The organism is Rhodobacter sp. Har01, assembly GCF_020564565.1.
Classification (GTDB): domain Bacteria; phylum Pseudomonadota; class Alphaproteobacteria; order Rhodobacterales; family Rhodobacteraceae; genus Pseudogemmobacter.
Genome location: NZ_JAJCTD010000008.1, coordinates 66,190 through 90,422, shown reverse-complemented (window position 1 = coordinate 90,422; position 24,233 = coordinate 66,190). Strand labels below are relative to the sequence as shown.

23 protein-coding genes are annotated in these 24,233 nt (G+C 67.5%); 11 read left to right on the top strand and 12 right to left on the bottom strand.

Going from position 1 to position 24,233, the window contains the following annotated elements:
• Positions 1–3: 3 nt before the first annotated feature.
• Both LHP98_RS17115 and LHP98_RS17110 read left to right on the top strand, forming a co-directional pair.
• Positions 4–1,560, top strand: coding sequence for a lipopolysaccharide biosynthesis protein (locus LHP98_RS17115; RefSeq protein WP_227253777.1), 1,557 nt, complete (start codon positions 4–6; stop codon positions 1,558–1,560).
• A gap of 161 nt (positions 1,561–1,721) precedes the next feature.
• Positions 1,722–2,288 (top strand): hypothetical protein, encoded by a 567-nt coding sequence (locus tag LHP98_RS17110; protein ID WP_227253776.1) that lies wholly within the window; start codon positions 1,722–1,724, stop codon positions 2,286–2,288.
• Positions 2,289–2,307: 19 nt separating this feature from the next.
• Here LHP98_RS17110 and LHP98_RS17105 read toward each other — a convergent pair whose 3' ends face one another.
• The 4 genes from LHP98_RS17105 to LHP98_RS17090 form a co-directional block, all read right to left on the bottom strand.
• A complete protein-coding gene (locus tag LHP98_RS17105; RefSeq protein ID WP_227253775.1) occupies positions 2,308–3,255 on the bottom strand; it encodes a glycosyltransferase family 2 protein in 948 nt (315 codons plus the stop codon).
• A gap of 8 nt (positions 3,256–3,263) precedes the next feature.
• The gene (locus LHP98_RS17100; protein ID WP_227253774.1) at positions 3,264–4,190 is read right to left on the bottom strand and encodes a glycosyltransferase family 2 protein; all 927 of its coding nucleotides are present in this window, start codon (positions 4,188–4,190) and stop codon (positions 3,264–3,266) included.
• Positions 4,191–4,322: 132 nt separating this feature from the next.
• The gene (locus LHP98_RS17095; protein ID WP_227253773.1) at positions 4,323–5,474 is read right to left on the bottom strand and encodes a right-handed parallel beta-helix repeat-containing protein; all 1,152 of its coding nucleotides are present in this window, start codon (positions 5,472–5,474) and stop codon (positions 4,323–4,325) included.
• Complete coding sequence (locus LHP98_RS17090) at positions 5,471–6,925, bottom strand: O-antigen ligase family protein (protein ID WP_227253772.1); 1,455 nt, start codon at positions 6,923–6,925, stop codon at positions 5,471–5,473. The genes LHP98_RS17095 and LHP98_RS17090 overlap by 4 nt, the downstream gene beginning before the upstream one ends.
• A 122-nt stretch (positions 6,926–7,047) precedes the next feature.
• Here LHP98_RS17090 and LHP98_RS17085 point away from each other — a divergent pair, with 122 nt between their 5' ends.
• Positions 7,048–7,854: a sulfotransferase family 2 domain-containing protein gene (locus tag LHP98_RS17085; protein WP_227253771.1), complete on the top strand. Its 807-nt coding sequence runs from the start codon at positions 7,048–7,050 to the stop codon at positions 7,852–7,854.
• Between the two features lie 25 nt (positions 7,855–7,879).
• Here the strand turns inward: LHP98_RS17085 and LHP98_RS17080 are convergent, their stop codons facing one another.
• On the bottom strand, positions 7,880–8,776 hold the full coding sequence (locus tag LHP98_RS17080; protein WP_227253770.1) for a glycosyltransferase family 2 protein: 897 nt from the start codon (positions 8,774–8,776) through the stop codon (positions 7,880–7,882).
• A 236-nt stretch (positions 8,777–9,012) separates the two neighbouring features.
• Here LHP98_RS17080 and LHP98_RS19635 point away from each other — a divergent pair, with 236 nt between their 5' ends.
• The gene (locus LHP98_RS19635; protein WP_227253769.1) at positions 9,013–9,858 is read left to right on the top strand and encodes a sulfotransferase domain-containing protein; all 846 of its coding nucleotides are present in this window, start codon (positions 9,013–9,015) and stop codon (positions 9,856–9,858) included.
• Here LHP98_RS19635 and LHP98_RS17070 read toward each other — a convergent pair.
• Both LHP98_RS17070 and LHP98_RS17065 read right to left on the bottom strand, forming a co-directional pair.
• Complete coding sequence (locus LHP98_RS17070; protein ID WP_227253768.1) at positions 9,852–10,802, bottom strand: glycosyltransferase family 2 protein; 951 nt, start codon at positions 10,800–10,802, stop codon at positions 9,852–9,854. The genes LHP98_RS19635 and LHP98_RS17070 overlap by 7 nt on opposite strands.
• Before the next feature lie 45 nt (positions 10,803–10,847).
• Complete coding sequence (locus LHP98_RS17065) at positions 10,848–11,432, bottom strand: lytic transglycosylase (RefSeq protein ID WP_227253767.1); 585 nt, start codon at positions 11,430–11,432, stop codon at positions 10,848–10,850.
• Positions 11,433–11,666: 234 nt separating this feature from the next.
• Between LHP98_RS17065 and hspQ the strand changes: the two genes are divergently transcribed.
• From hspQ to LHP98_RS17035, 6 genes are all read left to right on the top strand, one after another.
• A complete protein-coding gene (gene hspQ, locus LHP98_RS17060) occupies positions 11,667–11,993 on the top strand; it encodes a heat shock protein HspQ (RefSeq protein ID WP_227253766.1) in 327 nt (108 codons plus the stop codon).
• An 84-nt stretch (positions 11,994–12,077) separates the two neighbouring features.
• Positions 12,078–12,413, top strand: coding sequence for an STAS domain-containing protein (locus LHP98_RS17055; RefSeq protein ID WP_227253765.1), 336 nt, complete (start codon positions 12,078–12,080; stop codon positions 12,411–12,413).
• 7 nt (positions 12,414–12,420) lie between these two features.
• Positions 12,421–12,852, top strand: coding sequence for an ATP-binding protein (locus tag LHP98_RS17050; RefSeq protein WP_227253764.1), 432 nt, complete (start codon positions 12,421–12,423; stop codon positions 12,850–12,852).
• Between the two features lie 227 nt (positions 12,853–13,079).
• Positions 13,080–14,651 (top strand): gamma-glutamyltransferase family protein, encoded by a 1,572-nt coding sequence (locus LHP98_RS17045; RefSeq protein ID WP_227253763.1) that lies wholly within the window; start codon positions 13,080–13,082, stop codon positions 14,649–14,651.
• A complete protein-coding gene (locus tag LHP98_RS17040; RefSeq protein WP_227253762.1) occupies positions 14,652–15,104 on the top strand; it encodes a GAF domain-containing protein in 453 nt (150 codons plus the stop codon).
• Positions 15,104–15,877: a GFA family protein gene (locus LHP98_RS17035; protein ID WP_227253761.1), complete on the top strand. Its 774-nt coding sequence runs from the start codon at positions 15,104–15,106 to the stop codon at positions 15,875–15,877. The genes LHP98_RS17040 and LHP98_RS17035 overlap by 1 nt, the downstream gene beginning before the upstream one ends.
• On the opposite strand, the gene LHP98_RS17030 is transcribed toward LHP98_RS17035, so the two are convergent.
• The 4 genes from LHP98_RS17030 to LHP98_RS17015 form a co-directional block, all read right to left on the bottom strand.
• Positions 15,829–17,412, bottom strand: a complete 1,584-nt coding sequence (locus LHP98_RS17030) for an indolepyruvate oxidoreductase subunit beta family protein (protein ID WP_227253760.1) — start codon at positions 17,410–17,412, stop codon at positions 15,829–15,831. The genes LHP98_RS17035 and LHP98_RS17030 overlap by 49 nt on opposite strands.
• Complete coding sequence (locus LHP98_RS17025) at positions 17,409–19,547, bottom strand: indolepyruvate ferredoxin oxidoreductase subunit alpha (RefSeq protein WP_227253759.1); 2,139 nt, start codon at positions 19,545–19,547, stop codon at positions 17,409–17,411. Before LHP98_RS17025 ends, LHP98_RS17030 begins: the two co-directional genes overlap by 4 nt.
• 40 nt (positions 19,548–19,587) lie before the next feature.
• Positions 19,588–20,379 carry a cyclase family protein gene (locus LHP98_RS17020; RefSeq protein ID WP_227253758.1) on the bottom strand — a complete coding sequence of 264 codons (792 nt, stop codon included), beginning with the start codon at positions 20,377–20,379 and terminating at the stop codon, positions 19,588–19,590.
• Positions 20,380–20,478: 99 nt separating this feature from the next.
• Positions 20,479–21,678 (bottom strand): winged helix-turn-helix domain-containing protein, encoded by a 1,200-nt coding sequence (locus LHP98_RS17015; protein ID WP_227253757.1) that lies wholly within the window; start codon positions 21,676–21,678, stop codon positions 20,479–20,481.
• Positions 21,679–21,810: 132 nt separating this feature from the next.
• On the opposite strand from LHP98_RS17015, the gene LHP98_RS17010 reads away from it, so the two are divergent.
• Entirely contained in the window at positions 21,811–23,028 is a 1,218-nt protein-coding gene (locus LHP98_RS17010) for a cation:proton antiporter (protein WP_227253756.1), read from the top strand.
• Here the strand turns inward: LHP98_RS17010 and rlmN are convergent.
• Positions 23,025–24,179 carry a 23S rRNA (adenine(2503)-C(2))-methyltransferase RlmN gene (gene rlmN, locus LHP98_RS17005; RefSeq protein WP_227253755.1) on the bottom strand — a complete coding sequence of 385 codons (1,155 nt, stop codon included), beginning with the start codon at positions 24,177–24,179 and terminating at the stop codon, positions 23,025–23,027. The two genes, LHP98_RS17010 and rlmN, sit on opposite strands and share 4 nt — an antisense overlap.
• Positions 24,180–24,233: the final 54 nt, after the last annotated feature.

Genomic DNA, 24,233 nt, shown 5'->3' with positions numbered 1-24,233 from the left:
CCGTTGGCTGAGCAAGACAGTTTCGTCGTCTCCAAACGCCTGGTCGTGATCAACTCGGCCAGTTCCCTGCTGGCGCGGATCGTGAACATGACCGTGCTGCTGTGGATGTACCAGTATCTTCTCAAGCGGATCTCGCCCGAAGAGTTCGCGGTGCTTCCGGTGGTGTCGGCGCTGATGGTCTTCGCGCCGCTGTTCTTTTCCTTCTTCACCGGAGGCATCAGCCGCTATGTCGTCGAGGCCTATGCCAAGGGCGACAGGGACCGGGTGACGACCATCGTCAGTTCGATCTTCCCGCTGCTCGCTGCGATGGCGGTTGTCTTCCTTGCCCTGGGCCTGCTGTTTGCGGTCAACATCGAGAAGGTGCTGAACATCGCCCCCGGAATGGTCATCCCGGCCCGGGTGATGATGGCGTTGCTGGTCGTCAACTTCTTCATCCAGATGCTGGTGATCCCCTTTGCGACCGGCTTTCACGTCCGCCAGCGGTATGTCGAACTGAACCTTCTTGGCATCGCGCGCGATGTGTTCCGGATCATGCTGCAACTGGTGTTCCTGCTGGGCATCGGCCCGCAGGTCGTCTGGGTCGTGGTCGCGACCGTGGTGGCCGAGACGATCTTTTCGGCAGTGATGGTCCGGCGGTCACTTGCGCTGGTGCCGGAACTTCGGTTGCGATCGGGCGCCTATGACTGGGGCCAGGCCCGGCGGCTGCTCAATTTCGGCCTCTGGACGACGCTCGGTCGTCTGGGTGCCGTGATGAGCACCAACGCCGCGACCATTCTGCTGAACCTCTATGGTTCGGCGGTGGATGTCACCAGCTACTATCTGGGGGCAACCTTCTATCGGCAGATCAACAGCACCGTCGCCCTGGCGACCCAGCCGCTGCAGCCGGTGCTGACCGCGATGCATGCCCTTGAGGACCGCCAGCGACTGCGTGCGACGGTGTTTCGGGGCGGGCGCTATGCGATGTGGGTCACGCTTGTGGTGGCGGTGCCGCTGGTGATCTATGCCAACGATTTCATCGCGCTCTATCTTGGTGGCGCCTATTCGCAGGCCGGAATGGTCACGATCCTGTTCATGCTGATCCTGCCTTTCACCCAGCCCACTGCCCTGCTGGCAATGACCGCCATGGCCAAGGAACAGGTCAAGGTGTTCTTCCTGCCGGCCTTTCTGTTCCAACTGGCCGGGCTGGTCCTGATGTTCGCCTCGCTGACGCTTACGGACACAGGGGCGATCGGGGTCGCGCTGTCGCTGACCGTATCGGTGGTCGGCTCCCAGATCCTCTACTACTGGCCGTTGTGTTTGACCATGACGGATGCCCGGATGTCCGATTTCCGCGATCAGGTGCTGGTGCCGGGGGTACTGCCCGCCGCGGCCGGCATGGTGGTCTGGGGCGGCTTGCGCCTGCTGCGCGCCCCCGACACCTGGTCCTCGCTGATCGGCTTCGGGGCCGCCGGGGCGCTGGTCTACGCCATCGTGCTGTTCGGCTTCTGCCTGAACCCGGGCGAACGCGCCGATCTGCGCAAGGTCTTCGGCCGGCTGCTGGGCCGCAACAGCGGCACCTAGGCCGTTACGCATTGTTTTCCCAATTGTTTCCACCTCGGGCGTTGCCCGAATCAAGCTCCTGTGGAAGCGTCGGATTTGTAAATATTCTGCAACGCTTTCGTGACATGCATTCCACTGAGACGTCGCAACGACCTGGCCTTTTGCGTCATCCCTCGATCAGGATGGCAGGCCTGGCCGGATTGGTGCTGTTCCTCATCCTGCTGTTCGGCGCCAAGCTTGGTCCCTTCCGGCCGGTCGATTTCCTGCGCGATCCGGCGGCGCTGCACGGGTTCAACCCGTTCCACGGGATGGTGTCGATACTGGGCATCCTTGCGCTGGCCTGCTCCGGCACCGTCTGCCTGTTCGCCGCGCGCCATTGCCGGCACGAGGCTTCGTTTCTTTCCGCCGCCGGTCTGTTCAGCCTGGTCATCGCCGCCGACGATCTATTCCTGCTGCACGAAGAGGTGGGGCCGCATTGGCTGGGCCTTCCCGAACCGGCCATCCTGGCCGCCTACGGCCTTGCGGCGGTGGCGATCGCGGTCCGCTTCCGCGACCGTCTCTTTGGCGCCGATCCTCTCGGCCTCTGGCTGGCGCTGGTCTTCCTGTCCGGCTCTGTCCTCAGCGACCAGTTCGAAGTGGTTCACGGACAGAACGGCTATATCCTGGAAGACGGGCTCAAGTTCGTCGGCCTGGTGACCTGGGCCGGGTTCTGGATTGGCCGGGCCGGCCAGGCGCTTGGCCGCCGCTAAGGCGGCGAGCTGCCGGCCGTCAGCCTCGGGATCGCTTCAGCAGGGCGGGGAAGACCCATCCGGCCGCACAGATCGCCGCTTCCCTTGTCCAGACACGCTGGGCCAGGGCCTCGCGGCACAGATGACGCGCGGTCCGGGTGTCTCCGGCGTTGGCATGCAGCTTGGCGCGGTAGCTCAGCAGTTGGACCAGCCGCCGCCGCACGGCCGTGCCGAATGGGTCGTGGCGGTGCCGCTCCAGGCTGCGCCGCAGGATGGCGATGATGTTATCCAGGTTCTGCTGCCGCCAGCGAAGCGAGGAAGGCTGGGTCAGGTTGCCGTCGGCGCCTTCGCCGCCGTCGCGGATCATCAGGATCGGCGACAGCAGGGCAAAGCCTCCCTCCTCGGCCAGCCGGAACAGCAGATCCATGTCCTCCGAAATCCGCAGCGTCGCATCGAAGCCGCCGATCCGGGTCAGCGCCGCACGCCGGACAAGGCAGGTCTGGATCAGCAGGCCGTGGCCGCGGCGGTGGCACAACTGAAAAAGCGGCGCGCGGTCGGTCTCGACCGGGTGGGGCGAGGCATGGCCAAGCTGCTGGAACCGGCCGGCATCGGGGGCATTTTCCCAGGCCCAGTTCGTTGCCGACAGGACCACGCCGGGATCGGCCATTGCCGGAACCTGAAGCGCCAGCTTTTCGGGGCGCCAGACATCGTCGCTGTCCAGAAAGGCCACCAGGTCGAACCGGGCCAGGCTGATCCCGTGGTTCCGGGCGGCCGCCACCCCCTGGTTGGCCTGCGCCACATAGCGGATGCGCGACCCGAAGCGTTCGGCCAGGGCAGCTTCGGTGCCATCCGATGACCCGTCGTCCACAACGATGATCTCGTCAGCGGGCCGGGTCTGGGCAAGCACGCTGTCGATGGCACGCGGGACCAGCATCCTGCGATTGTAGGTCGGGATCACCACACTGACGCCGGGAAGCGCGCTTTCCAAGCCGGGACTCACGACCCGTCGTACTGCCGGAACAACCGCCGGCGCCGCTGCGGGTCCGCGCTTCCGAAGACCAGAATCTCGGCGGCCACGCGCAGGTTCTGCCGCAGCCGCGCCCGCCGGCGCCAGGTTTCCCCCAGCAAGGGCCCAAGGCAGCGCAGGCGCTGGGCCGCGGAAAGACCGATGCCCGCCGGCGTCTTCCAGATTTGCCGGACCATGTGCCAGTCCGGGAAGGTCATCTTCTGGGACCGGCCGGTGAACCAGCGCTGATAGGCCTGGCTGTCCATCAGCAGCGCCGTCGATTGGGCGGCGTGACGGCGCAGCCTGAACAGCGGCTCGGGAACGATGGCAAAGGTGCCCAGCAGCGCCAGCCGATACAGCAGCACGTTGTCGCCACCCTTGTGGTTGCCGATCAGATCGGTGCGCGCCAGCGCGTCGCGGCGGATCAGGCCGAAGACCTCATAACAGCGCCGGCCGTGCAGCATGACCTCGCGCAGGCGGGCCACCGGATCGGCCGGGTCGGTGGCGAAGTCGGGCTTGAACAGTTCCTCGTTCTGGCCGTCGTCGCTGAAGACCGTGGTGTAGCTGTGGCTCAGCACCGCGGCACGGTCGGCCTGCAGCCGGGCATGGGTCTTTTCCAGGAACGCCGGCTCCATCAGGTCGTCATGGGCGCACCATTTGAAGTATTCGCCCTTGGTGTCATGGAACAGGAAGTTGAAATTCCCTGCGGCGCCGATGTTTTCCGGATGGGTCACAACCCGGATGCGACGGTCGCGGGCGGCATATTCGCGGCAGATCTCGGCCGTCTTGTCGGTCGAGGCATTGTCCGAGATGACCAGTTCGAAATCGCCCATGGTCTGCGCCAGGATCGAATCCAGGCAGTCGCGCAGGTATCTGTCGCCGTTGTAGACGGGCAGGCCAAGACTGATGGGTATCATGAACTCCTCCCAGGCCATCCGTCCGGGTGTCGGAAACCGCTATCTGAAATACCAAGGCAGGAAAACTATTCACCGCCTTCGGTGTCCCGACAAGGCCAAAAGCGAGGCGGATTCGTGGCCGGTGACGCCGGCCTAAGGATTGCCCAGCAGCGTCCGCAGCCGCCGCACGGCGCCCAGGGTCGCGCCCGGCCCGCCGGCCACCGGCGCCAGATCGGCCAGTCTCGGGGCTGGCTGGCGCAACGCATTGCGGAAGATCGCGTCATAGTGGTAGGCCTCCGCGGGATCGGTGCCCTGCACCACGATATTGCTGCCGATCTGCTGGCCCCGTTTGCCCGACCAGATGTTCTCTTCGACCGTCGCGCCATCGGGCGCGACCACGCCCGCGATCGTTCCGCGCTTGCTTGGCAGGCCGACCACCGTGTTGCGGCGGATGGTGATGCGGCTGCCTTCGTTCACCGAGATTCCACGCAGCATTGCCGTTGCGATGATGTTCTCCTCGATCAGGATGTCGGCATGCCCGCCGTCACCGGCGACGAAGATGCCCTGGGCATAGGGGCTGTTCTGCGGCAGGAAGACGTTGCCCCGGATGGTGACTCGCCGCGACGGGCCGCCCTGGAACTGCATGAAATCCTCATGCGCGCCCTCGGCAGGAAACATCCGCTCGGGGCCGGTGTTGTTCTCGACCAGCACGCCATCGACGCCGGCGAACTTGAAACTGTCCTCGCCGATGTCCTCCATCCGGTTCTCGGCCACCGTGACGTCGCGGGCGCCGAAGACGGCGATGCCGTGCTTGACGTCATGCACCCGGATGCCAACAAGGCGCAGGCCTTCGCCGCCCTGGATGTAGATGCCGAAATGGCCGTCGAAGACATCGTCCACGCGCCCATTGACCTCTGCTTCGACGATCTCGATGCGGTTGCTGTCCTCGATCTCGACGACGCGGCTTCGCGCAGCGCCGTTGCCGGGGTGGCTGACGTGAATTGCCACAAAGCGCAGCCCGTCGGACCCGCTGACCGAAAGGCTGTCGAACACCGCCCCGCCCGGCCGGGCGGACCGGATCGTGATCGGCGGATCAAAACGCTGCCCGCGAAGCTCGACCGCACCATAGTCGCCCGGCGCCAGCAGGATCACGTCACCCGCCGAGGCTTCCGACAGCGCCGAACCAAGCGCCTGCGCATCCTCGGCGTGAAGGGTCCCGGCCAGGGCGGCCGCGGCCCGGCCCAGGATCGCAAGACCCAGGCCCAGGCCAAGGCCCAGACCCAGCCGTATGCCCGGGCGGATCATGTCTCGTCCGGCGGTCTGCGCGGCCGGGAATAGCGCGGCTGCGGGCGGGCGGCGTCGGTGTTGGCAGCCTCTGCCGGCGTGTCCGGTTCAGCCGGGCGCTTGACCGCAGGCGTCCGCCGAAGCGCCAGTCCCTGCCGCCGCACCGGGGCTGACGTCACTGGCTCCGTCGCAGTGTCGGCATCCCTTGCATCGGTCAGAAAGCAGCTGCCGCAGCCCAGCAGGAACATGAAGAACACATAGACGGTATTCCAGTAGTGCACCGTCCAACCGGCCATGAAAAGGCCGGCAAGCGAGATCAGGTATCCCTTCCGGTAGTCCGCCCAGCGCGCGCTCAGACCCTTTCGGAACAGCACCGCCAGGACGATCCCGAAAAAGACCACCTGCAACAGGACCCCGGCCAGAAGCCCGTGGCGCATCGCCGGCAGCAGCCAGAACATGTCGACGCTGGACACCATGCCCATCGGCCGCTCCCAGTCGTTCCGGCCGATGCCGAACAGCGGGTTGTTCATCACCGAGGCCGAGCCGTGTTCCCAGATCCGCAGCCGGTTCCAGGCTGTGCTTGGGTTGAAGGCAACAAAGGAAATCAGGATCTGCGCCGGACTGCGATTCGAGAACAGGGAAATGACCGCAAAGCCTGCCAGAGCCAGGCCGCCCAGCACGGCCCAGCGCTGACGGACGGACTTGAACACCCGGTCCCAGCCGATCAGCAGAACCTGCGCTGCCATCGCGGTCATCGGACCCGACGACAGTGACGTCACCGTCGCCACGATCACCGCCCCTGTCTGCAGCCAGCGCCGGATCAGGCTGCGGCCATGGCCCAGAACGTAGTAGGTCAATGCAACGAAACCGGAACAGAAGACACCGAACAGAATCGGATGTTCGAACACGGACTGGGCGCGCCGAAAGCCCCAGCGCGGTTCCATCGTCACGATCCGGTAGGAACTCTGGACGGCCCGGGAAAGCTCAAGCGCGATGCTGCGTCCGGTGATCGACTCGATCACCGCCAAGGGCAGAAGCGCGATGAGAATCCAGAACAGGAGCCGCACCACCCGGTGCAGATCGTCGGGCGTGCGCACGAAGAGCCGGCCCAGAAGATAGGCGCCCATCGTCTCGATGAAGATGATGCCCCCGGCCTCGATCGCAGTGCCGGCGCCGTGGATGACGCCAAAGCTCAGGGCCGCCCAGAAACAGAACAGCAGCAGGGCGATGTCGGGCATCCGCACCCGTCCCGCCCTGCCCATGAGCCACATCGCAAGGAAGGGCAGGATGGTCAGGAACAGCACAACCCGATAGGCCGAAAACCGCAAGGGACCGATCTGGAAGATGAAGGGAATGACCAGGGCAATCAGGAAGATTGCCACGATGGGCGCAAGCCTGACGCCGGCGACGGTCGCCCTGGTCTTGGTGCCGGGCGCTGTCCGGGGCTGTTTGCGGCTGGCAGAGACGGTCATGCCCACCCCATGTCGAACTGCCGGCGCAGGTCCGCTTTTCCCGTTGAACCTCGCCCCATGCCGATGCCACAGTCCGCCTTGCCCCCCCGCCAGGCTGGCGCCAATGCCCGGAGCAGGACCTCATGCCCATCGTACGGATCGGACCGAAGCTTGTCTACTTTGCCCATGTGCCGAAATGCGCGGGCAGCTCGGTCGAGGACTACCTTCACGACCGGTTCGGCGCGCTGGCGCTGGTTGACCGCAAATACATCTCGGTCCCGCCGGACCTGCGCTGGACGCGCTCTTCGCCGCAGCATGTGGATTGGGCGGCCCTGGCGCGGATGTTCCCGGCCGATTTCTTCGACGCCTGCTTTGCCGTGGTGCGCCATCCGCTGGACCGCGCGGTCAGCGCCTTCCGCTTCCAGGCCGAAGTCGAAGGCACCGTGCCCGAGGGAATCGGGTTCGGCGATTGGCTTCAGGCCGAGGCCGCGGCGCGGCAGGGCGATCCCTACCGCAGCGACAACCACAGCCGCCCGCAAAGCGATTTCCTGCCGCCCGTCGGGGGCGCGCTGCCCTGCACGATCTTCCATATGGAACACGGGCTGGACGCGCTGATCCCCTATTTCGACGCGCTGGCCGGCGTCTCCGCCGGGCCGCGCGCGCTGCGCCACACCAACAAGGCCGGACACAACACCGCAGGCGGGGCGCGGCGCCAGATCGGCGAGATCAAGCCCGACGCGGCCGATCGCGCGCTGGTGGCCGAGATCTACTCGGCCGATTTCGCGCGGCTTGGATACCATCCCGACCAGCGCGCGCCGCTGGCCCCTGCCCCGGCCCTGTCGGCCCAGGTCATCGCCCAGGCCACCGCCGAACGCGCCCGCGCCCAGCGACCGTTGTGGAAACTGGCCGACAAGATCGCCCGGCGCCTGCGGCGCTGGCAATGGGAATGAAGCGGCTGGCCGGCTGCGCATCGTCCTAGACGCTTTGCTGCCGGCACAGGCCCAGCTTTTCCATCAACGACCGCCACAGAAAGCCCGGGTCGTTCTTCAACCCCTCGGCATAGAACTTGCGCGCCATCCGCTTCTTGCCGTGCCGGGCCAGGATGCGGCCGATTCTCCACATCATCATCCCATAGGCGGCGGGATAGCGGGCATAGGCGGCGCGGTTGCGCTTGACGATGCGGATCAGGCCGATCGCCTTGGCCCGCTTCAGCTTGGAAATCCCGTCCGGCGAGGAAAAGGCCATCACGACCGGATCGGGAAACTCGGCAATCCTGGTGTGCTGGGCCAGCGAAGAGGTGAAGGCCCAGTCCGCATTCGACCGGGTCACATCGTCGAACCACATCGGTTCGGGATAGCAGTCGCGTCGGAACAGTGCGTTCTGCAGGCTGATCCGGTTCTCGACCAGGTATTTCTTCACCTGGTCCTCGCCCGGTTTCATGACCCGATCCGGGGGCGGGCGCATCGACACAAGTCCGACGCCGTAACGGCCATCCGGCCCGCCGCCGTAAAGCACCTTGGAATGGGTCACGACGCCAACTTCGGGCATCTGCTCCAGCAGGTCCATCTGCCGCTTCAGCTTGTTCGGCAGCCACAGGTCGTCGCTGTCCTGAAAGGCGATGAAGCGCCCCTGTGCCGCGGCAAGGCCGGTATTGCGCGCGGCCGAGGCACCGCCGTTCCGCTCGCGCCGGAGGAAGCGCACGCGCGGGTCGCCCAGGCCTTCGACAATCGGGCGCAGATCCTCGGTCGAGGCGTCGTCCACCACGATGAGTTCAAGATCGCGATAGGACTGGTCCAGTACGCTGCGCATCGAATCGGCAAGGCTGGCGCTGCGGTTGTAGACCGGCAGAATGACCGAGACGGTGGCACCCATGAATGACTCCGGAAAAATCGATATGCGTCGAAGGTTATCCCGGCCATCGGGCGATGTCATGGCAAACATGGGGCGGGGGCCGGTCTCGCGTGCTTGTTGCGCGGGTATTCCTGTGCGACACAGGGCGGGTCCGCGCCCGACACGGCCGGCCATTGACCCGCTCTGATTGGCCTGACGATTTGGAACCTGCCCCGCCCCGCCCCCCGATCATTACGCCCGCGGGTTTCGGCCCCAAGGTGCATCGCTCTGCCTTCCAGAGGCTGCGCGACGAACTGCCGGGGTTCATCAAGAAGAACCGCGGACTGCTGGTCAAGCCGGCGTTCTGGTCGCTTGTGGGCCGGCTGATCGTGACCCGCGTCACGGCGCCGCTGCGGCAACGTCCCGGCGATCCGGTGCTGTTCGTGGCCACACACCACAAGGTGATGACCACCTATTTCAACGCCGTCCTGTGGCTGCTGTCGCGGGGGCTGGGACTGCGCTACCAGAAGGTCAATTCCGAACAGCCCAAGCCGGCGTCGCGGATGGTGCTGTCGATGCACGGCAAGCTGGATCTGCCGCGCCTTGGGCGCTATCGCGGGGTCCATGTGATGCGTGATCCGCGCGACATGATCGTGTCGGGCTACCATTACCACAAGTGGACCCATGAGGACTGGGTCCACCGCCCGGACGAGACCGGGACAAGCTATCAGCAGAAGCTGAACCATGCCGACAAGCGCGCCGGACTGTTCATGGAGATCGACCACTTCATCTTCTACTACCGCGACACGCTCGAACGCTGGAACCTGGATGACCCGGACATCCTGGAAGTGTCCTACGACAGTCTCATGGGCCCGGACCGTGCCGCGGAATACGCGCGCATCTTTGCCCACCTCGGGCTGACCGGGCGCCATCATGCCCTGGCGGTCGATCTGATGCGCCTGTTCGAGGCCGGCAGCCGCACCGGCCGCAAGGCAGGTGCCGTCGCGCAGAAAAGCCATCTGCGCAGCGGCAAGTCGGGCCAGTGGCAGGCCGAGCTGGAACCCGACCACATCGCCTATATCGAACGCGAGTTGGGTCCGGTGCTGCGCAAGTTCGGCTACTGACCGCGCGGCTGCTCGGGCCAGCCGGACCACCATTCGCCCCGGCGCCGCCAGATCTCGGCCCAGCTCTCGGCGGCCTGCCGGCGGCCCAGAAGCCGCGTGCCCCAGACCCGGCTCAGCGGCCACAGCCGGAACACCGCCAGGCCAAGCGGCCGCTGCCAGGCCGGGAAATGCCGCTTGATCAGCAACACCTTGGCCCGCAAGAGCCGCACCATCTTGTCGGCCCGCACCTTTTCCGAGGCCCCTGCGTAATGCACGATCTCGGCCGCGGGGGTGATCCGCGGCCGGGCACCGATGGCACGGGCGCGCAGGCAGAGATCGGCCTCCTCGCCATACATCACGAAGCTCAGGTCGAACCCGCCCAGCCGGTTCCAGACCTCGCGCCGGATCAGCAGGAAGCAACCAGTGACGATGTCCACCTCGCGCTCGCTGTCGCGCGCCCAGCCGGCATAGGCCTCGGGGTTGAAGATCGGGCTGGCGCGGAACAGGCTGCTCAACCCCAACGCCTGACTGACCACCGCCCACAGCGACATCCGTCGCCAGCAGTTGGTCGGGTTCAGGCTGCGGTCGGCATTCAGCGTCCGGCCGCCCCAGATCATCGCCTCGGGCCGGGCCTCGGCAAAGGCCACCAGCCGGTCGATCGCGCCATCCAGCACGACCGTATCGGGGTTCAGCAGCAGCAGGTATTCCCCCCGGGCATGAACCGCCGCCAGATTGTTGGCCTTGGCAAAGCCGTGGTTCACCGTCTCGGCCATCAGCGCAACACCCGGGAAGGCCGCCGCGATCGCCGCCGCCGAACCGTCGGCCGAGGCGTTGTCGACCACGATCACCTCATGCGGCACCCGGGTTTCCGCCGCGACCGAGCGCAGGCAGTCCAGCGTCATCTCGCACGTGTTGTAGCTGACCACGATGATGGAAAGCTTGGGCCTGATCGTTTCAGGTTTCACTCTGCGTCCCGCCTGCCCGCCGCTGCCTCTGCCGCCCGTGAACGCCTAGCGCCCGCATCCGGCCAATTGCCCGCGATACATCTCGGCCCGCGCGCCCACCTTGTCCGCCACCTCGACCAGCCAGGGCTTGCCCAGGTGGCTTTCGCTGACATAGCCGGTGCGGCCCTCGTGATAGGCCAGGTACTGCGCCTCGGCGTCGTCCAGGGCAATCCCCAGGCTGCGGTTCGTTTCCGCAAAGTACCAGCCCATGAAATCGGTCGCGTCGTCGATGCTGTCGCGCTTGGCCCCGCGCCCGCCTGCGGACTGCTGGTATTCCTCCCAGGTCCCGTTCAGTGCCTGGCTATAGCCATAGGCCGTGCTCTGCCGTCCCATCGGGATCACCCCCAGGGCAAAACGGTGCGGCGTCCGGGCATTGCCGACGAACTTCGATTCCTGGTGGATCACCGCCATCTGCACCCAGACCGGCACGCCCCAGCGCCGTTCGGTGGACTGCATCGCCCGCAGATACTGCGGCCGTTCGCGGATGATCGCGCAAGCGTTGTCCAGATCGCGGGGCGCCGCATATTGTCGCCCGCCCCCGCATGAGGCCAGCAACAGCAACAGCAACGCCGCACGGAGAAACCTGCTCATCTGCCCCTCGTGCGTTTCTTTTGCGGCGCAGGATAGCGCAAAGCCACGGCAGGGAAAACCGGGGATACCAGACCCCGCCGTTCAGTTCTGCGAGAGCGCGCCAACCCGCCGGTCGGCAGGACTGTGATTCGGCACGGCACAGACTGTTTCCCTCGAATCAGGGGCCTAAAGCCGCCGCCCGGATGGACATTTTGCCCATCCAGGCGTAGTAACCAAGCTGGGGGACTTCGTCGGATGCATACAGCACACGCCAAATATCACATCGGCCAGGTGCTCCGGCATCGCAAGCACCCCTTCCGCGGCGTGGTCTTCGACGTCGATGCAATGTTCTCGAACACCGACGAATGGTATGAGAACATCCCCGAGGAAAGCCGCCCCTCGAAAGACCAGCCGTTCTACCATCTGCTGGCCGAAAACGACCAAAGCTACTACGTCGCCTATGTGTCCGAGCAGAACCTCGTGCCCGACGACACCGGAGAGCCGGTCGATCACCCCGACCTGCCCGATCTGTTCGGCGATTTCGAGGATGGTCGCTACCCGCTGACCTTCCACCTGAACTGACCTGACCTGGCAGGCGTCGGCGCTTACCGCTTGTTCACGCTTCCGCCCTAACCTTGCCCTTGCCGAAACAAGGGGACAAGGAAGATGCAACTCGATTCCAAGATGCAGGGCACAACGCTGGTCATCCGCGCGCTGGAAGACCGGATCGACGCCGCCGGCGCGATCCAGTTCAAGGAACGCATGCGCGATCTGACCGCCGTGCCGTCGACCCGGGTGATCCTGGATTTGGCGAGCGTGCATTTCCTTGATTCCTCGGGTCTGGGTGCCGTGGTCGCGGTGATGAAGCTGCTCGCCCCTGACCGCCGGCTGGAACTTGCCGGGCTGACCCCCACGGTCGAAAAGGTGTTCCGCTTGACCCGCATGGACACCGTCTTCACCATCCACCCCGGGCTTGAAGCCGGGCTGCGGCAGGCCGGCTGAACGGGTGGTGCTGATCGCGATGCACGACGTCTCGATCGAAATGGTCAGCGACCCGCTCTCGGTGCGCGATGGTCTGCGCCGGGCACTGGGTGCCCGGCCCTTCGATCGACTCGCCGTAGCAGACCGAAGCACGGCCGAAATCGTTCTGGCCGAGGTGCTGAACAACATCGTCGAACATGCCTATGCCGCCGGCCCCGGCCCGATCCGGCTGTGGGTCGGGCTTGAACCCGGCCAGCTCTGCATCCGGATTGAAGATGAGGGTCGGCCGATGCCTGACCACCGTCTGCCAACCGGGCAGCTGCCCACGCCGGAAGACCTGGCCGAGGGCGGGTTCGGCTGGCATCTGATTCGCTCGCTGTCCTCGGACCTGCGCTATGATCGGCGCGGTGCGGTGAACTGCCTGTGCTTCCGGCTGCCTGCGGAACAATCCACGGGCTGATCCGGGGATCGTCGCCAAGTCTACGGAAGTGTCACAGATTGGCCCGATTTTACCCGCATTGCCGCCGGTGCGACCCCGCATAACCGAACCTGTAGCTGCTTGAAGCTTCACCTCGGCGCCGGGATCAACAGCCCCCACCCAGTTCCGGCGCCGAGGTTCTCTCCCCATCCCGCAGATGCTTGGCAGGCCCGCCTGCACCGCCTAGGCTGCCCGAAAAGGGGGCCGGCATGCGCGATTTCCATCTTCCCGGGCGATCCGCCGTCCTGGCGATGAACGCCATGGCCGCCACCTCGCATCCGCTGGCCAGCCTCACCGCCATCGAGACGCTGAAGGCCGGCGGAACCGCTGCCGATGCCGCCATTTCCGCCGCCATGGTTCTGAACATCGCCGAGCCGCAGATGTGTGGTCTGGGCGGTGATTGCTTCGTTCTGGTCAAGCCCGCGGGGTCCGAAGAGGTGCAGGCCCTGAACGGTTCGGGCCGCGCCCCCGCCGGCCTGTCGGCCGATGCCCTGCGCGCCGCCGGCCATGCCCGGATGCCGATCCACGGCATCGAGACCGTCACCCTTCCCTGCGCCGTCGATGCCATGCTTTCCCTGCATCAGGCACATGGCCGCCTGCCGCTGGTACAGATCCTTGCCCCCGGCATCCGCGCGGCCGAGGACGGCGTCCCCGTCGCCCCGCGCACCGCCTATGACTGGGCCGAGGACATCTGCGCCCTCACCGGCGATGCCCGCCGGTTCTTCACCCTGAACGGCGCCGCCCCGGCCCCGGGGCAGGTCTTCCGCGCCCCCGGTCAGGCCGAAGTGCTGCGCCGCATCGCCCGGCAGGGTCGCGCCGGCTTCTATGACGGCGAGGTGGCTCAGGACCTTGTTTCTTCCCTCCGCGCCCTGGGCGGCAGCCACAGCGCAGACGACCTTGCCGCCACCCGCGCCACCTGGGGCCAGCCGGTCGCCGGCAGCTACGGCGATGTCGAGCTGCTGGAACACCCGCCGAACGGCCAGGGCGCCACCGCGATCCTGCTTCTCAACATCCTCAAGCACTTCGATCTGAAATCCCTGGCGCCGTTCGGCCCCGCCCGCGCCCACCTGGAGGCCGAGGCGGCGAAGCTTGCCTATGACGCCCGCAACCGCTTCATCGCCGACCCCGCACCGCGGCTGGCGCACATGCTGTCCGACGCCACCGCCGAACGGCTTGCCGCCCTGATCGACCCGGCGCGCGCCATGCCCGATCCGGCCCCGATGACCGAGGCGATCCACCGCGACACCGTCTATCTGACGGTCGTCGACCGCGACCGCATGGCCGTGTCGCTGATCTATTCCGTCTACTGGGGCTTCGGCTCCGGCCTTGCCTCGGCCCGTTTCGGCATCAACTTCCAGAACCGTGGCGCCGGGTTCAGCCTGATCCCCGGCCATCCGAACGAAGCCGGGCCGGCCAAGCGCCCGATGCACACCATCATCCCCGGCATGCTGCGCCGGGCGGGCCGCGTGGTCCTGCCCTTCGGCGTCATGGGCGGCGCCTACCAGCCCACCGGCCACGCCCGCCTGGTCTCGAACCTGGTCGATTTCGACCTGAATCTGCAGGCTGCCATCGACGCGCCGCGCAGCTTTGCCGGCCCCGACGGGTTCGAGGTCGAGCGTGGCTATTCCACCGAAACCCGTGCCACCCTGGCGCGGATGGGCCATGCGGTGACGGTTCCGGGCACGCCCCTGGGCGGCGCGCAGGCCATCCTGATCGGCGAAGACGGCGTCCTGACCGGCGGCTCCGACCCGCGCAAGGACGGCTGCGCCCTGGGGTATTGAATGGACTACGACACCGCCACCCGCGACATCCTCGCCCTCACCCAGGGCGAGACCGACACCATCGCCCTGATGGCCACCCTCGCTTGCGAGATCCACGCCCGCCACCCGTTGTCGGACTGGACCGGCTTCTACCGCGTCGTGGCGCCGCAGCTTCTGAAGATCGGCCCCTACCAGGGCGGCCACGGCTGCCTGGTGATCCCGTTTTCGCGCGGCGTCTGCGGCGCCTGCGCCCGCACCGGCCAGGTGCAGAACGTCCCCGACGTGGACGCCTTCCCCGACCACATCGCCTGTTCTTCGACCACCCGGTCCGAACTGGTGCTGCCGGTGCGCAACGGCCAGGGAGACCTGCTGGCCGTGCTGGACCTCGATTCCAACACCCCCGCCGCCTTCACCGCCGCCGACGAGGCCTGGCTGGTGCCGCTCCTCGCCACCGTGTTCCGGGACGCCGCCTGATGGCGCAGGGCTCCTGCCATTGCGGCGCGGTTGCCTTCCGGGTGGACGGCCCGCTGCGCCCGGTGATCGACTGCCATTGTTCGCAATGCCGCAAACAGTCGGGGCACTTCTGGGCCGCGACCTCGGCCGCCCATGCGGATTTCCATCTCCTGCGCGACGATGGCCTGGCCTGGTACCGCGCCAGCCCCGCGGCGCGGCGCGGCTTCTGCCGGCACTGCGGCAGCTTCCTTTTCTGGCAGCCCGAGGGCGAGGACCGCCTCTCGATCGCCGCCGGCTGCCTGGACGGCGCGACCGGCCTTGCCACCACGGAAAGCTGGTTCCACGAGGATGCGGGCGACTACTACGATCCGGCCGGCGGCCCACCGCCCCGGCTTGCCATGGCCCCCGTCACCCTGCAGGGCGCCTGCCTCTGCGGCGCGAACCGGTTCACCTTGCCCGGCCCGATGGGAGAGGTCTGGGCCTGCCACTGCATCCAGTGCCGCAAGATCTCGGGGCACTATTCCGCCAGCTTCGACGCGCGCGAAAGCGATGTTACCTGGCAGGCGCGGCATCTGGCCGAATACGTCACCCCCGGCGGCGGACGCCGCGGCTTCTGCCCCAGCTGCGCGACCTCGCTCTTCTTCCGCGCCGCCGACGGGGCCTTCTCGGTCGAGGCCGGCTGCATCGCCAACCCCACCGGCGGACGGATTTCCGAACACATATTCACATCTTTCAAGGGCGACTACTACGACATCACGGACGGACTGCCCGCCTGGCCCGACGCCGGCGGCTGAACGAAACTGCGGATGGTCTGCACGGCACCCTCCAGCGCCGTCCCGGCCTCATCCTTCAATGCCGCCTCGCGCAGGCGTCGCGCCCAGTCGGTCGCGTCGTCCCGGCCAGCCACCAGAGCGATCCCCTCCAGCACCCGGTCGAACCTGGACAGCCCACGCGACAGCGTATCCGAATAACCCTTCACCAATCGCCGGCACCGGATCACCTCCACCGCCAGCGACGGGTTGCTGTCCAGATGGCCGAGCGCCGTGGCCAGCCAGGCGTCGCGATGTGCCACCTCCTGCGCATGGCGCAGGGTCAGCCGGCGCCAGGGTTTCAGGCCGGCCAGCGCGTACAGCCGCACATAGCCCCACAGGCTGTCGGTCCGCAGCCGCTTGCCTCGGCGAAAGAACCAGCCCAGCCGCCGCATGCGCTGGGGGCTGGCGCTGACCCAGGCGCCCAGGGGGCGCGGCAGCAGGCCCGCCACCTCTTCCGCGCGCGGGTGCAGGAACTCGGTCAGCTGCATCAGCTGGCCCTCGGCCGCGCCCATTTCAGCGCGAATCTGCTGGAACCGCAGGCCGCGCGTCTTCAGGTCTGCCACCCGGATGACATCGTCATAACACATGGCGTTGGCCAGGTATTTCGCCGCCTCGCGCGTCAACTCCCAGGGCGCGCGGTCCCGGGCCAGTATCGCCTCCAGCCGCGACAGATACTCGGCGCCATAGCGAAGATCCTGGAAATCCACCACTTTCTGCAGACCAGCCAAGGCCATTTCGGCCACCGGAGCCGGCAGCGCCCGGCCCCGCTCGGCCAGCCGGTTCCACTTCTGCAGCTTTCCAGGCGGGCCGCTGACCCTTGCCTCGGGCGACGGCAGCGGTGGCGCGACCGTCGCCCCCGGGCCTTTCTCCGCAGCCTCAAAGCCTGCCGAGAACGCGGCCAGGCTCGCCTCAACCCCCTTGCCGCCCGCCCGGATCGCCGCCTCGAAGGCGGACCGGGGGAAAGGCAGCGCGCCGCTGGCCGCCAGCGCCCCGAACAGCGTGGCCGAAATCACCGAACCCGTCCGCACCGCCGCCGCCTCGAAATCCGCCGTGATCAGCCGCTTTGCGGCTTGCGTCGCCGCTTCGCGCACGGCCTCGGCATCGGCCAGACCGTCGCCCGGCACCATCTTTTCGCTGACCGCCAAATTGCGGTGGGTCGAGGCGATCAACGTGGTCCTGTCCGGCGTGACAAAGCCGCGCAGGATCGCCCGCCCGGCCTCCATCCATTCGGCAGCAATCATCACATCCACATCGCCCGCCGACGGCATCAGGCTGAAGACCGGCGTGCGCGTGCCGGCCGGGGCCATCTCGAGGTAGTAGATCGTGGCCCCGGTGCGCTGGCTGACGCCGGCCACGCTGGTGGCCTGCGCGGCATAGCCCTGCGCACGGGCCAGGTCCTCGATCCAGCCGGTCAGCACCCCGCCGCCCTGGCCGCCGACGGCATAGATCGCCAGCTTCAGGATCGTCGCGATCCGCGCATCGCCATCGCCGGGCGCAAGGGATTTCCGAACGCTCATGCGGAAAAGGTCAGCCGACGGGCGTCGCGGCGGCGGGCGAGCCAGCCGATGATGCGGCTGGAAAAGGCGGACCAGCGGGTTTCCAGCTTGCCCGGGTTATGGACCAGGTCGGCACGGTAGAAGCTGGGGCAAAGCACGGCCGCATCCGCCACCTCGCCGCAGTTGCCGCAGCCGACGCAGGTCTGGTCGATGTGGGCCACAGGGTCGTCGCGCAGCGGGTCACCGGTGTGCCGCAGGCCCAGCGAGGGGCAACCCGACAGCCGCATGCAGGCGTGGTCGCCGGTGCAGACGGCCTCGTCCACGCCGAACCGCGGCGCCTCGACCCGCCGCCCCTCGGCAATCGCCTGGGCCTTCCGCGGCCGTTCGCGGCGCTGCTTGTTCAGCATGCATTCGCTGCTGGCGACAATCACCTTCGGCCCCGGCTGCTTGGTCGTCAGCGCCTCGTGCAGCAGCGCGCGCAGGCGCGGCACATCATAGGTGTTGTCGATCTGGCGCACCCACTTGACGCCGACGCCCTTCACGGCCTCGGAGATGGGGTGCTGGGTGGCCTTGCTGGCGTTGTCGGCGCGGCTGGACATCACGTCCTGCCCGCCGGTCGCGGCGGAATAGTAGTTGTCCACCACCACCACCAGCCCGTCCGACTTGTTGAACACCATGTTGGTGATCGAGGACGACAGCCCGTTGTGCCAGAACCCGCCGTCGCCGATGAGGCTGATCGGCCGCCGCTCGCCGCCGCCGTCAAAGGCACCGTTTGCGGCCGGCCCCAGCCCATAGCCCATGGTCGCCCCGCCGATCTCGAATGGCGGCAGCGATCCGAACAGGTGGCAGCCGATGTCGGCGGCGATCTGGTGCTTGCCCAGGTCCTGCTCGACCAGCTTCAGCGCGGCGAAGATCGGCCGTTCCGGGCAGCCGGTGCAAAAGCCGGGCGGGCGGATCGGCACCACCCTGGACAGGTCGGGCAGCCTGGGCTTGTCCAGGTTCGGCGCCCGGACGGTGGCGGGCAGCGTCTCTGGCGCGGCCTGTCGCAGAAAGCCGGTGACGCCTTCCAGCAGCGCCTGCCCGGTGTATTCCCCGGCCATCGGCAGCAGGCCCTTGCCGTGCAGCTTCACGGTCACGCCGGCGCGGTAAAGCATCGCGGCGAGCTGGTCCTCGATGAACGCCGGCTGGCCCTCTTCCACCACCAGGACGTGATCCTTGCCCTGACAAAAGCCCAGGACCTCGGTGGCGACCAGCGGATAGGTCACGTTCAGGCAATAGACCGGCACCTCGGTGTCGCCATGAATGTCGGCCAGGCCCAGCCGCTGCAGGGCCCGGATCACGCCGTTGAACATGCCGCCCTGGCAGATGATGCCGATGCGCCCGCCGGCGCCGAACTGTTCGTTCAGCTTCCGCTCCAGTATGAACCGCTCGGCATTCGGCCAACGGGTCTTCACCTTGTCCTGCTCATGCGCGAAGGACATCGGCGGCAGCACGATCCGGGCGAAATCCGAACGCGGGTTCGACAACGCCTCGCGCACCGTCAGCGGCGGGCGGCGGTTGTCGCGGCAGGGGAACTGGCCGGTCACATGGCAGGACCGGATGCGCACCATCAGCATCACCGGGGTGTTCGTCGCCTCGCTCATCTCGAAGCCGTCGCCGACGGCCTTGACGATGCTGGGCAGGTTCGGCCGCGGGTCCAGCAGCCAGAACTGCGACTTCATCGCAAAGGCATGGCTGCGCTCCTGCATGATGCTGGAGCCTTCGCCGTAATCCTCGCCGACGATCACCAGCGCGCCGCCGGTGACCCCCGACGACGACAGGTTCGCCAGTGCGTCCGAGGCGACATTGACGCCGACCGCGCCCTTGAACGTCACCGCGCCGCGGATCGGGTAGTGCACCGAGGCCGCCAGCATCGCCGCCGCCGCCGCCTCGTTGGCGCTGGCCTCGAAGCGGATGCCAAGGTCCGCCAGCAGGTCCTGGGCATCGGCCAGCACATCCATCAGATGACTGATCGGTGCCCCCTGATAGCCGCCGACGTAGCCGACGCCATTCTCCAGCAGCGCCTTGGTCAGCGCCAGGATGCCCTCGCCGGTGAAGACCTCGCCGGCGCCCTTGCGCAGATCTGCGACTTCCGCCTTGAACGATCGTTCGGCCATGGCTCATCCCCCCCGTGCAATGACAGCCGGCGCGGCGCGGCTATCCTCGCGGCACCAGCGCCAGTGCCCGGATCGGAGAGCCGGTGCCGTTCCGGATCTTCAGCGGCGCCGCGATCAGGATCGCCCCCTTCGCCGGCAGCCGGTCCAGGTTGGCCAGCGAGGCCAGCCCGTAGCGGTTGTTCTTGTGCAAGAGGTTGTGCGCCGGATAGGGCGGGGTCATCCCCCCGGCCTGCCCCGCATCGGTGCCGATGCACTGGCTGCCCCAACCGACGATGCCCTTGTCGATCAGGTATTGCACCACTTCCGCGGTCGGCCCCGGCGTGTGCGGCCCGGTCTCGTTGGCATTCAGGAACAGGCCTTCGTCATGCGCACGGGCATCCCAGTCGCTGCGCAGCACCACCCATTCGCCGGCCTTGATCTCGCCGTACTGCGCCTCCCAGGCCCTCACATGGTCGATGGTCAGCAGGAAGTCCGGGTCCGCCGCACATTCTCTGGAAAAATCCAGCACGTTCACCGGCGCCACCAGCCGCTGCACCGGCAGGCTGTCGGTAAAGCCGTCGGCATAGTCCTTGCCGGTGATCCAGTGGTGCGGCGCGTCGAAATGGGTGCCGCTGTGCTCGCCCAGCTCCAGCCAGTTCCAGGCCCAGAACGGCCCGTCCTTGTCATACTCGCTGATCCGGTGAATCCGGATCGGCGGGGTGTCCTTGGCGAAATCCGGCGGCAGCTTCAAGAGCGGCGTCTCGGGGCCCAGCACGCCCGAGCAGTCCACCACCTCGACCCCGCCCGAGGCCAGCATCCCGGCCAGCTGGCCAAGCACGTTTGCGGCTGTCATTGTCGTCTCCCTGACCCGGGCGCAGCTCCGCCCCACCTTCTGCCATGCTAGACAGACCGGGGGGCCTTCGCCAATCCCTCACGCGGCCGGCGCAAGCAGTCAGGCGCTTCGGTCCCAGCCCGGCAGCCAGTCAACCCTGTCGCAGCCGGCAAACCGCGCCAGCCGGTCCAGTTCCGCCGCAAGCCGCGCCTGCCGCCCCGTGCCCATCCGCACCCCGGCCTCGGGCCAGACCGCCCGCACCTTCAGCGCCGCCCCGTCGCGATGCGCCTTGGCATCCAGCCGGCCGACCAGCCGGTCGCCTTCCAGCAGCGGAAACACGTAGTATCCGAACTGCCGCTTCGGTTCCGGCACGAAAACCTCGATGCGGAAGACAAACCCGAAAAGGTGTTCGGCCCGGGCGCGGTCGCGCAGCGCCGGATCAAACGGCGACAGCACCCGCAGACGGCCCGGCGGCTCGGGCGGCACCTCGTCCAGAACCTCCGGCCAGACCACCACGCGCCGCCGGGCGCCGGTCCAGCCCCCGACCTCGGCCTCGACCACCCGCCCCGCGGCCACGGCCCCGCGGACCCAGCCCTTTGCGGCCTCGGGCCCCACCAGCCCCCAATAGGCCGCCAATTCGCCGCTGGTCGCGAACCCCAGCCGGTCCAGCGCCGAGGAACAGGCCCAGTCCACGGTCTCGGCCTCGTGATACGCGGCCCCCCGCGCCGCTGCGGGAATCACCCGCTCGGTCAGGTCATAGACCTTGCGGAACCCGTCCCGCCGGCACACCGCCAGCTCGCCCACCCGCCACAGGTATTCCAGCGCCGCCTTCGACGGGTGCCAGTCCCACCACCCGCCCTTGCCCCGCGCCTCGCCCTCGCCCACCTCGGACGACGACACCGGCCCGCCGTCGGCGACCTGCTTCAGCACCGCGTCGAACTTTTCGTGAAACCCCTCGCGCTGCCAGCCGGTCCAGCTCTCGACCAGCCGCCCCCGGTCACGCGCGAAGCGGTGCTTCCAGTGCCCGTAGACCGAAACCGGCAGCACGCTGGCATCATGCGTCCAGTGTTCCCACAACACCCGGTCACGCTCCAGCAGCGGCTTCAGCGCCTCGGGCCGATAGCCTTGACGGCGTGACCACAGGATCATGTGATGCGCCCGCTCGACCGTGTTGATGCTGTCGACCTGGACAAAGCCGATCCGGTCGATCAGCGCTCCCAGCGCCGCCCCCGACGACGGCCCGACCGGCGCCTCGGCCAGCGCATGCCGGTCCAGAAACAGCCGTCGGGCGGTCAGATTGTCGATCACGGGCAGGGCCATGCTCATTTGCTAACAGCCGGACGCAGGTTTTGAAACATCCTGCAGCAAACCCGCTGCAATCGTGACCCCGCACGGCCTTGATCCTTGCGCCCGCCTGAATAGGTGGGCCTCATGCCCCGCAAAGGAGTGCCGATGACCCACGACATGCCGCTGATCACCACCATGGCCGTTGGCCTTGTCATGGCCTTGGTCCTTGGCATGTCGGCGCATCGGCTGCGGCTGCCGCTGATCGCGGGCTACCTGGCGGCCGGGGTGATCATCGGCCCCTTCACGCCGGGCTTCGTGGCCGATCAGGACATCGCCGCGCAACTGGCCGAGATGGGGGTGATCCTGCTGATGTTCGGCGTCGGCCTGCACTTCTCGCTGGCCGAGTTGCTGGCGGTGAAGACCATCGCCATCCCCGGCGCGCTGGGTCAGATCGCGGTGGCCACCCTCGCCGGCTCCGCCCTTGGCTGGCTCTTGGGCTGGGGCATCGGCGGCGGCGTGATCTTCGGCCTGGCGCTGTCGGTCGCCTCGACCGTGGTGCTGTTGCGGGCCCTGCAGGAACACAACCTGGTCGAGACTCCGCAGGGCCGCATGGCGGTGGGCTGGCTGATCGTCGAAGACCTTGTGATGGTGCTGGCCCTGGTGATGATCCCGCCGCTGGCGGGCCTTCTGGGCGGCACCGCGCAGCCGGTCGATGCCGACACGGCCGAGGTGGCGCGGCTGGGCCTGGGCGTCATCGGCGCCACGGTGGCGATCACCGTGGCCAAGGTCGCGGCCTTCGTGACCGTGATGCTGGTGGTCGGGCGCCGGGTCATCCCCTGGTCGCTGGAATACATCGCCGGCACCGGCCAGCGCGAGTTGTTCCGCCTGGCGGTCCTGGCCATCGGCCTGGGCGTGGCCTTCGCGGCCTCCAGCATCTTCGGCGTGTCCTTCGCGCTGGGGGCCTTCTTTGCCGGCATGGTGATGGCCGGCAGCACGCTTTCGGCCCAGGCGATGAAGGACATGCTGCCCTTCCGCGATGCCTTTGCCGTGCTGTTCTTCGTCTCGGTCGGAATGCTGTTCAACCCCTCGATCCTGTGGGAGCAGCCGTTCTCGGTGATGGTGACCGTGCTGATCATCCTTGGGGTGAAATCGCTGGCGGCCTTCGCCATCGTGCGCGCCTTCAGCCACACCCGTCCGGTGGCGCTGACCATCGCCGCCGCGCTGGCGCAGATTGGCGAATTCTCGTTCATATTGATCGTGATGGCCGTCGACCTGGCAATCGTTCCGCCGCAGGCGCGCGACCTGGTGGTCGCCGGCGCGCTGGTGTCGATCCTGCTGAACCCGCTGCTGTTCCGGCTGGCCAACCGCCCGGTGCCGGCCTAAAGCCCGGCCCGGTCTCTCCGCGCCCGCTCGGTGGCCGATTTCAGCTGGCCGCAGGCAGCCATGATGTCCTCGCCGCGCGGGGTGCGGATCGGGCTGGCATAGCCGGCCTTGTAGATGATGTCGGCAAAGGCCTCGATCCGCTCCCAGTCCGACCGCTGGTAAGGGCTGCCGGGCCATTCGTTGAACGGGATCAGGTTGATCTTGGCCGGGATGCCGGCGATCAGCCTGACCAGCCGTTTCGCGTCTGCGTCGCTGTCGTTGACGCCCTTGAGCATGACATATTCGAAGGTGATCCGCTCGCTGTTCGACAGCCGCGGATAGTCGCGCAGGGTGTCCAGCAGGGTCTTGATGTTCCAGCGCTTGTTGATCGGAACCAGGCGGTCGCGCACCTCATCCGTGGTGGCGTGGAAGCTGATCGCAAGCTGGCAGCCGATCTCGGTCGCGCAGCGGGCGATTTCGGGCACCACGCCGCTGGTGGACAGGGTGATCCGGCGGCGGCCCAGGGCGATGCCCTCGCCATCCATCACCACGCCCATCGCATCGCGCACGGCGTCGAAGTTGTACAGCGGCTCGCCCATGCCCATCAGCACCACGTTCGAGATCAGCCGGCCCGCCGTGCTGCCCTCGCCCGGTTCCGGCCATTCGCCCAGATCGTCGCGCGCCAGCATGACCTGGCCGACGATTTCGCCGGCGGTCAGGTTGCGCACCAGCTTTTGCGTGCCGGTGTGGCAGAACGAACAGGTCAGCGTGCAGCCGACCTGGCTTGAGATGCACAGCGTGCCGCGCCCCTCTTCAGGGATGTAGACGGTTTCCACCTCATGCCCGCCGGCAATGCGGACCAGATATTTCCGCGTGCCATCGGCGCTGATCTGGCGCGAAACCACCTCCGGCACCGCGATCTCGAAGCGGTCCGCCAGCAGCGCGCGATAGTCCTTGGCCAGGTTCGTCATCGCCGCGAAATCGCGCACGCCCCAGGTGTAGACCCATTGCCAGATCTGGCTCACGCGCATCTTCGCCTGCCGCTCGGGCGTGCCCGCGGCAACCAGCGCCGCGCGCAACTGCGCGCGTGTCAGGCCGACCAGGTTCACCCGGCTGCCCTCGGGCAGCTTGCGGGGAACGGTCAGGACGTCCGGGGTGATCGGGGCGGTCATGTCGGGGCCTTGCGGGGGGGCAGGTGCCGGATATAGGGCACCGCGCGGAAAAAC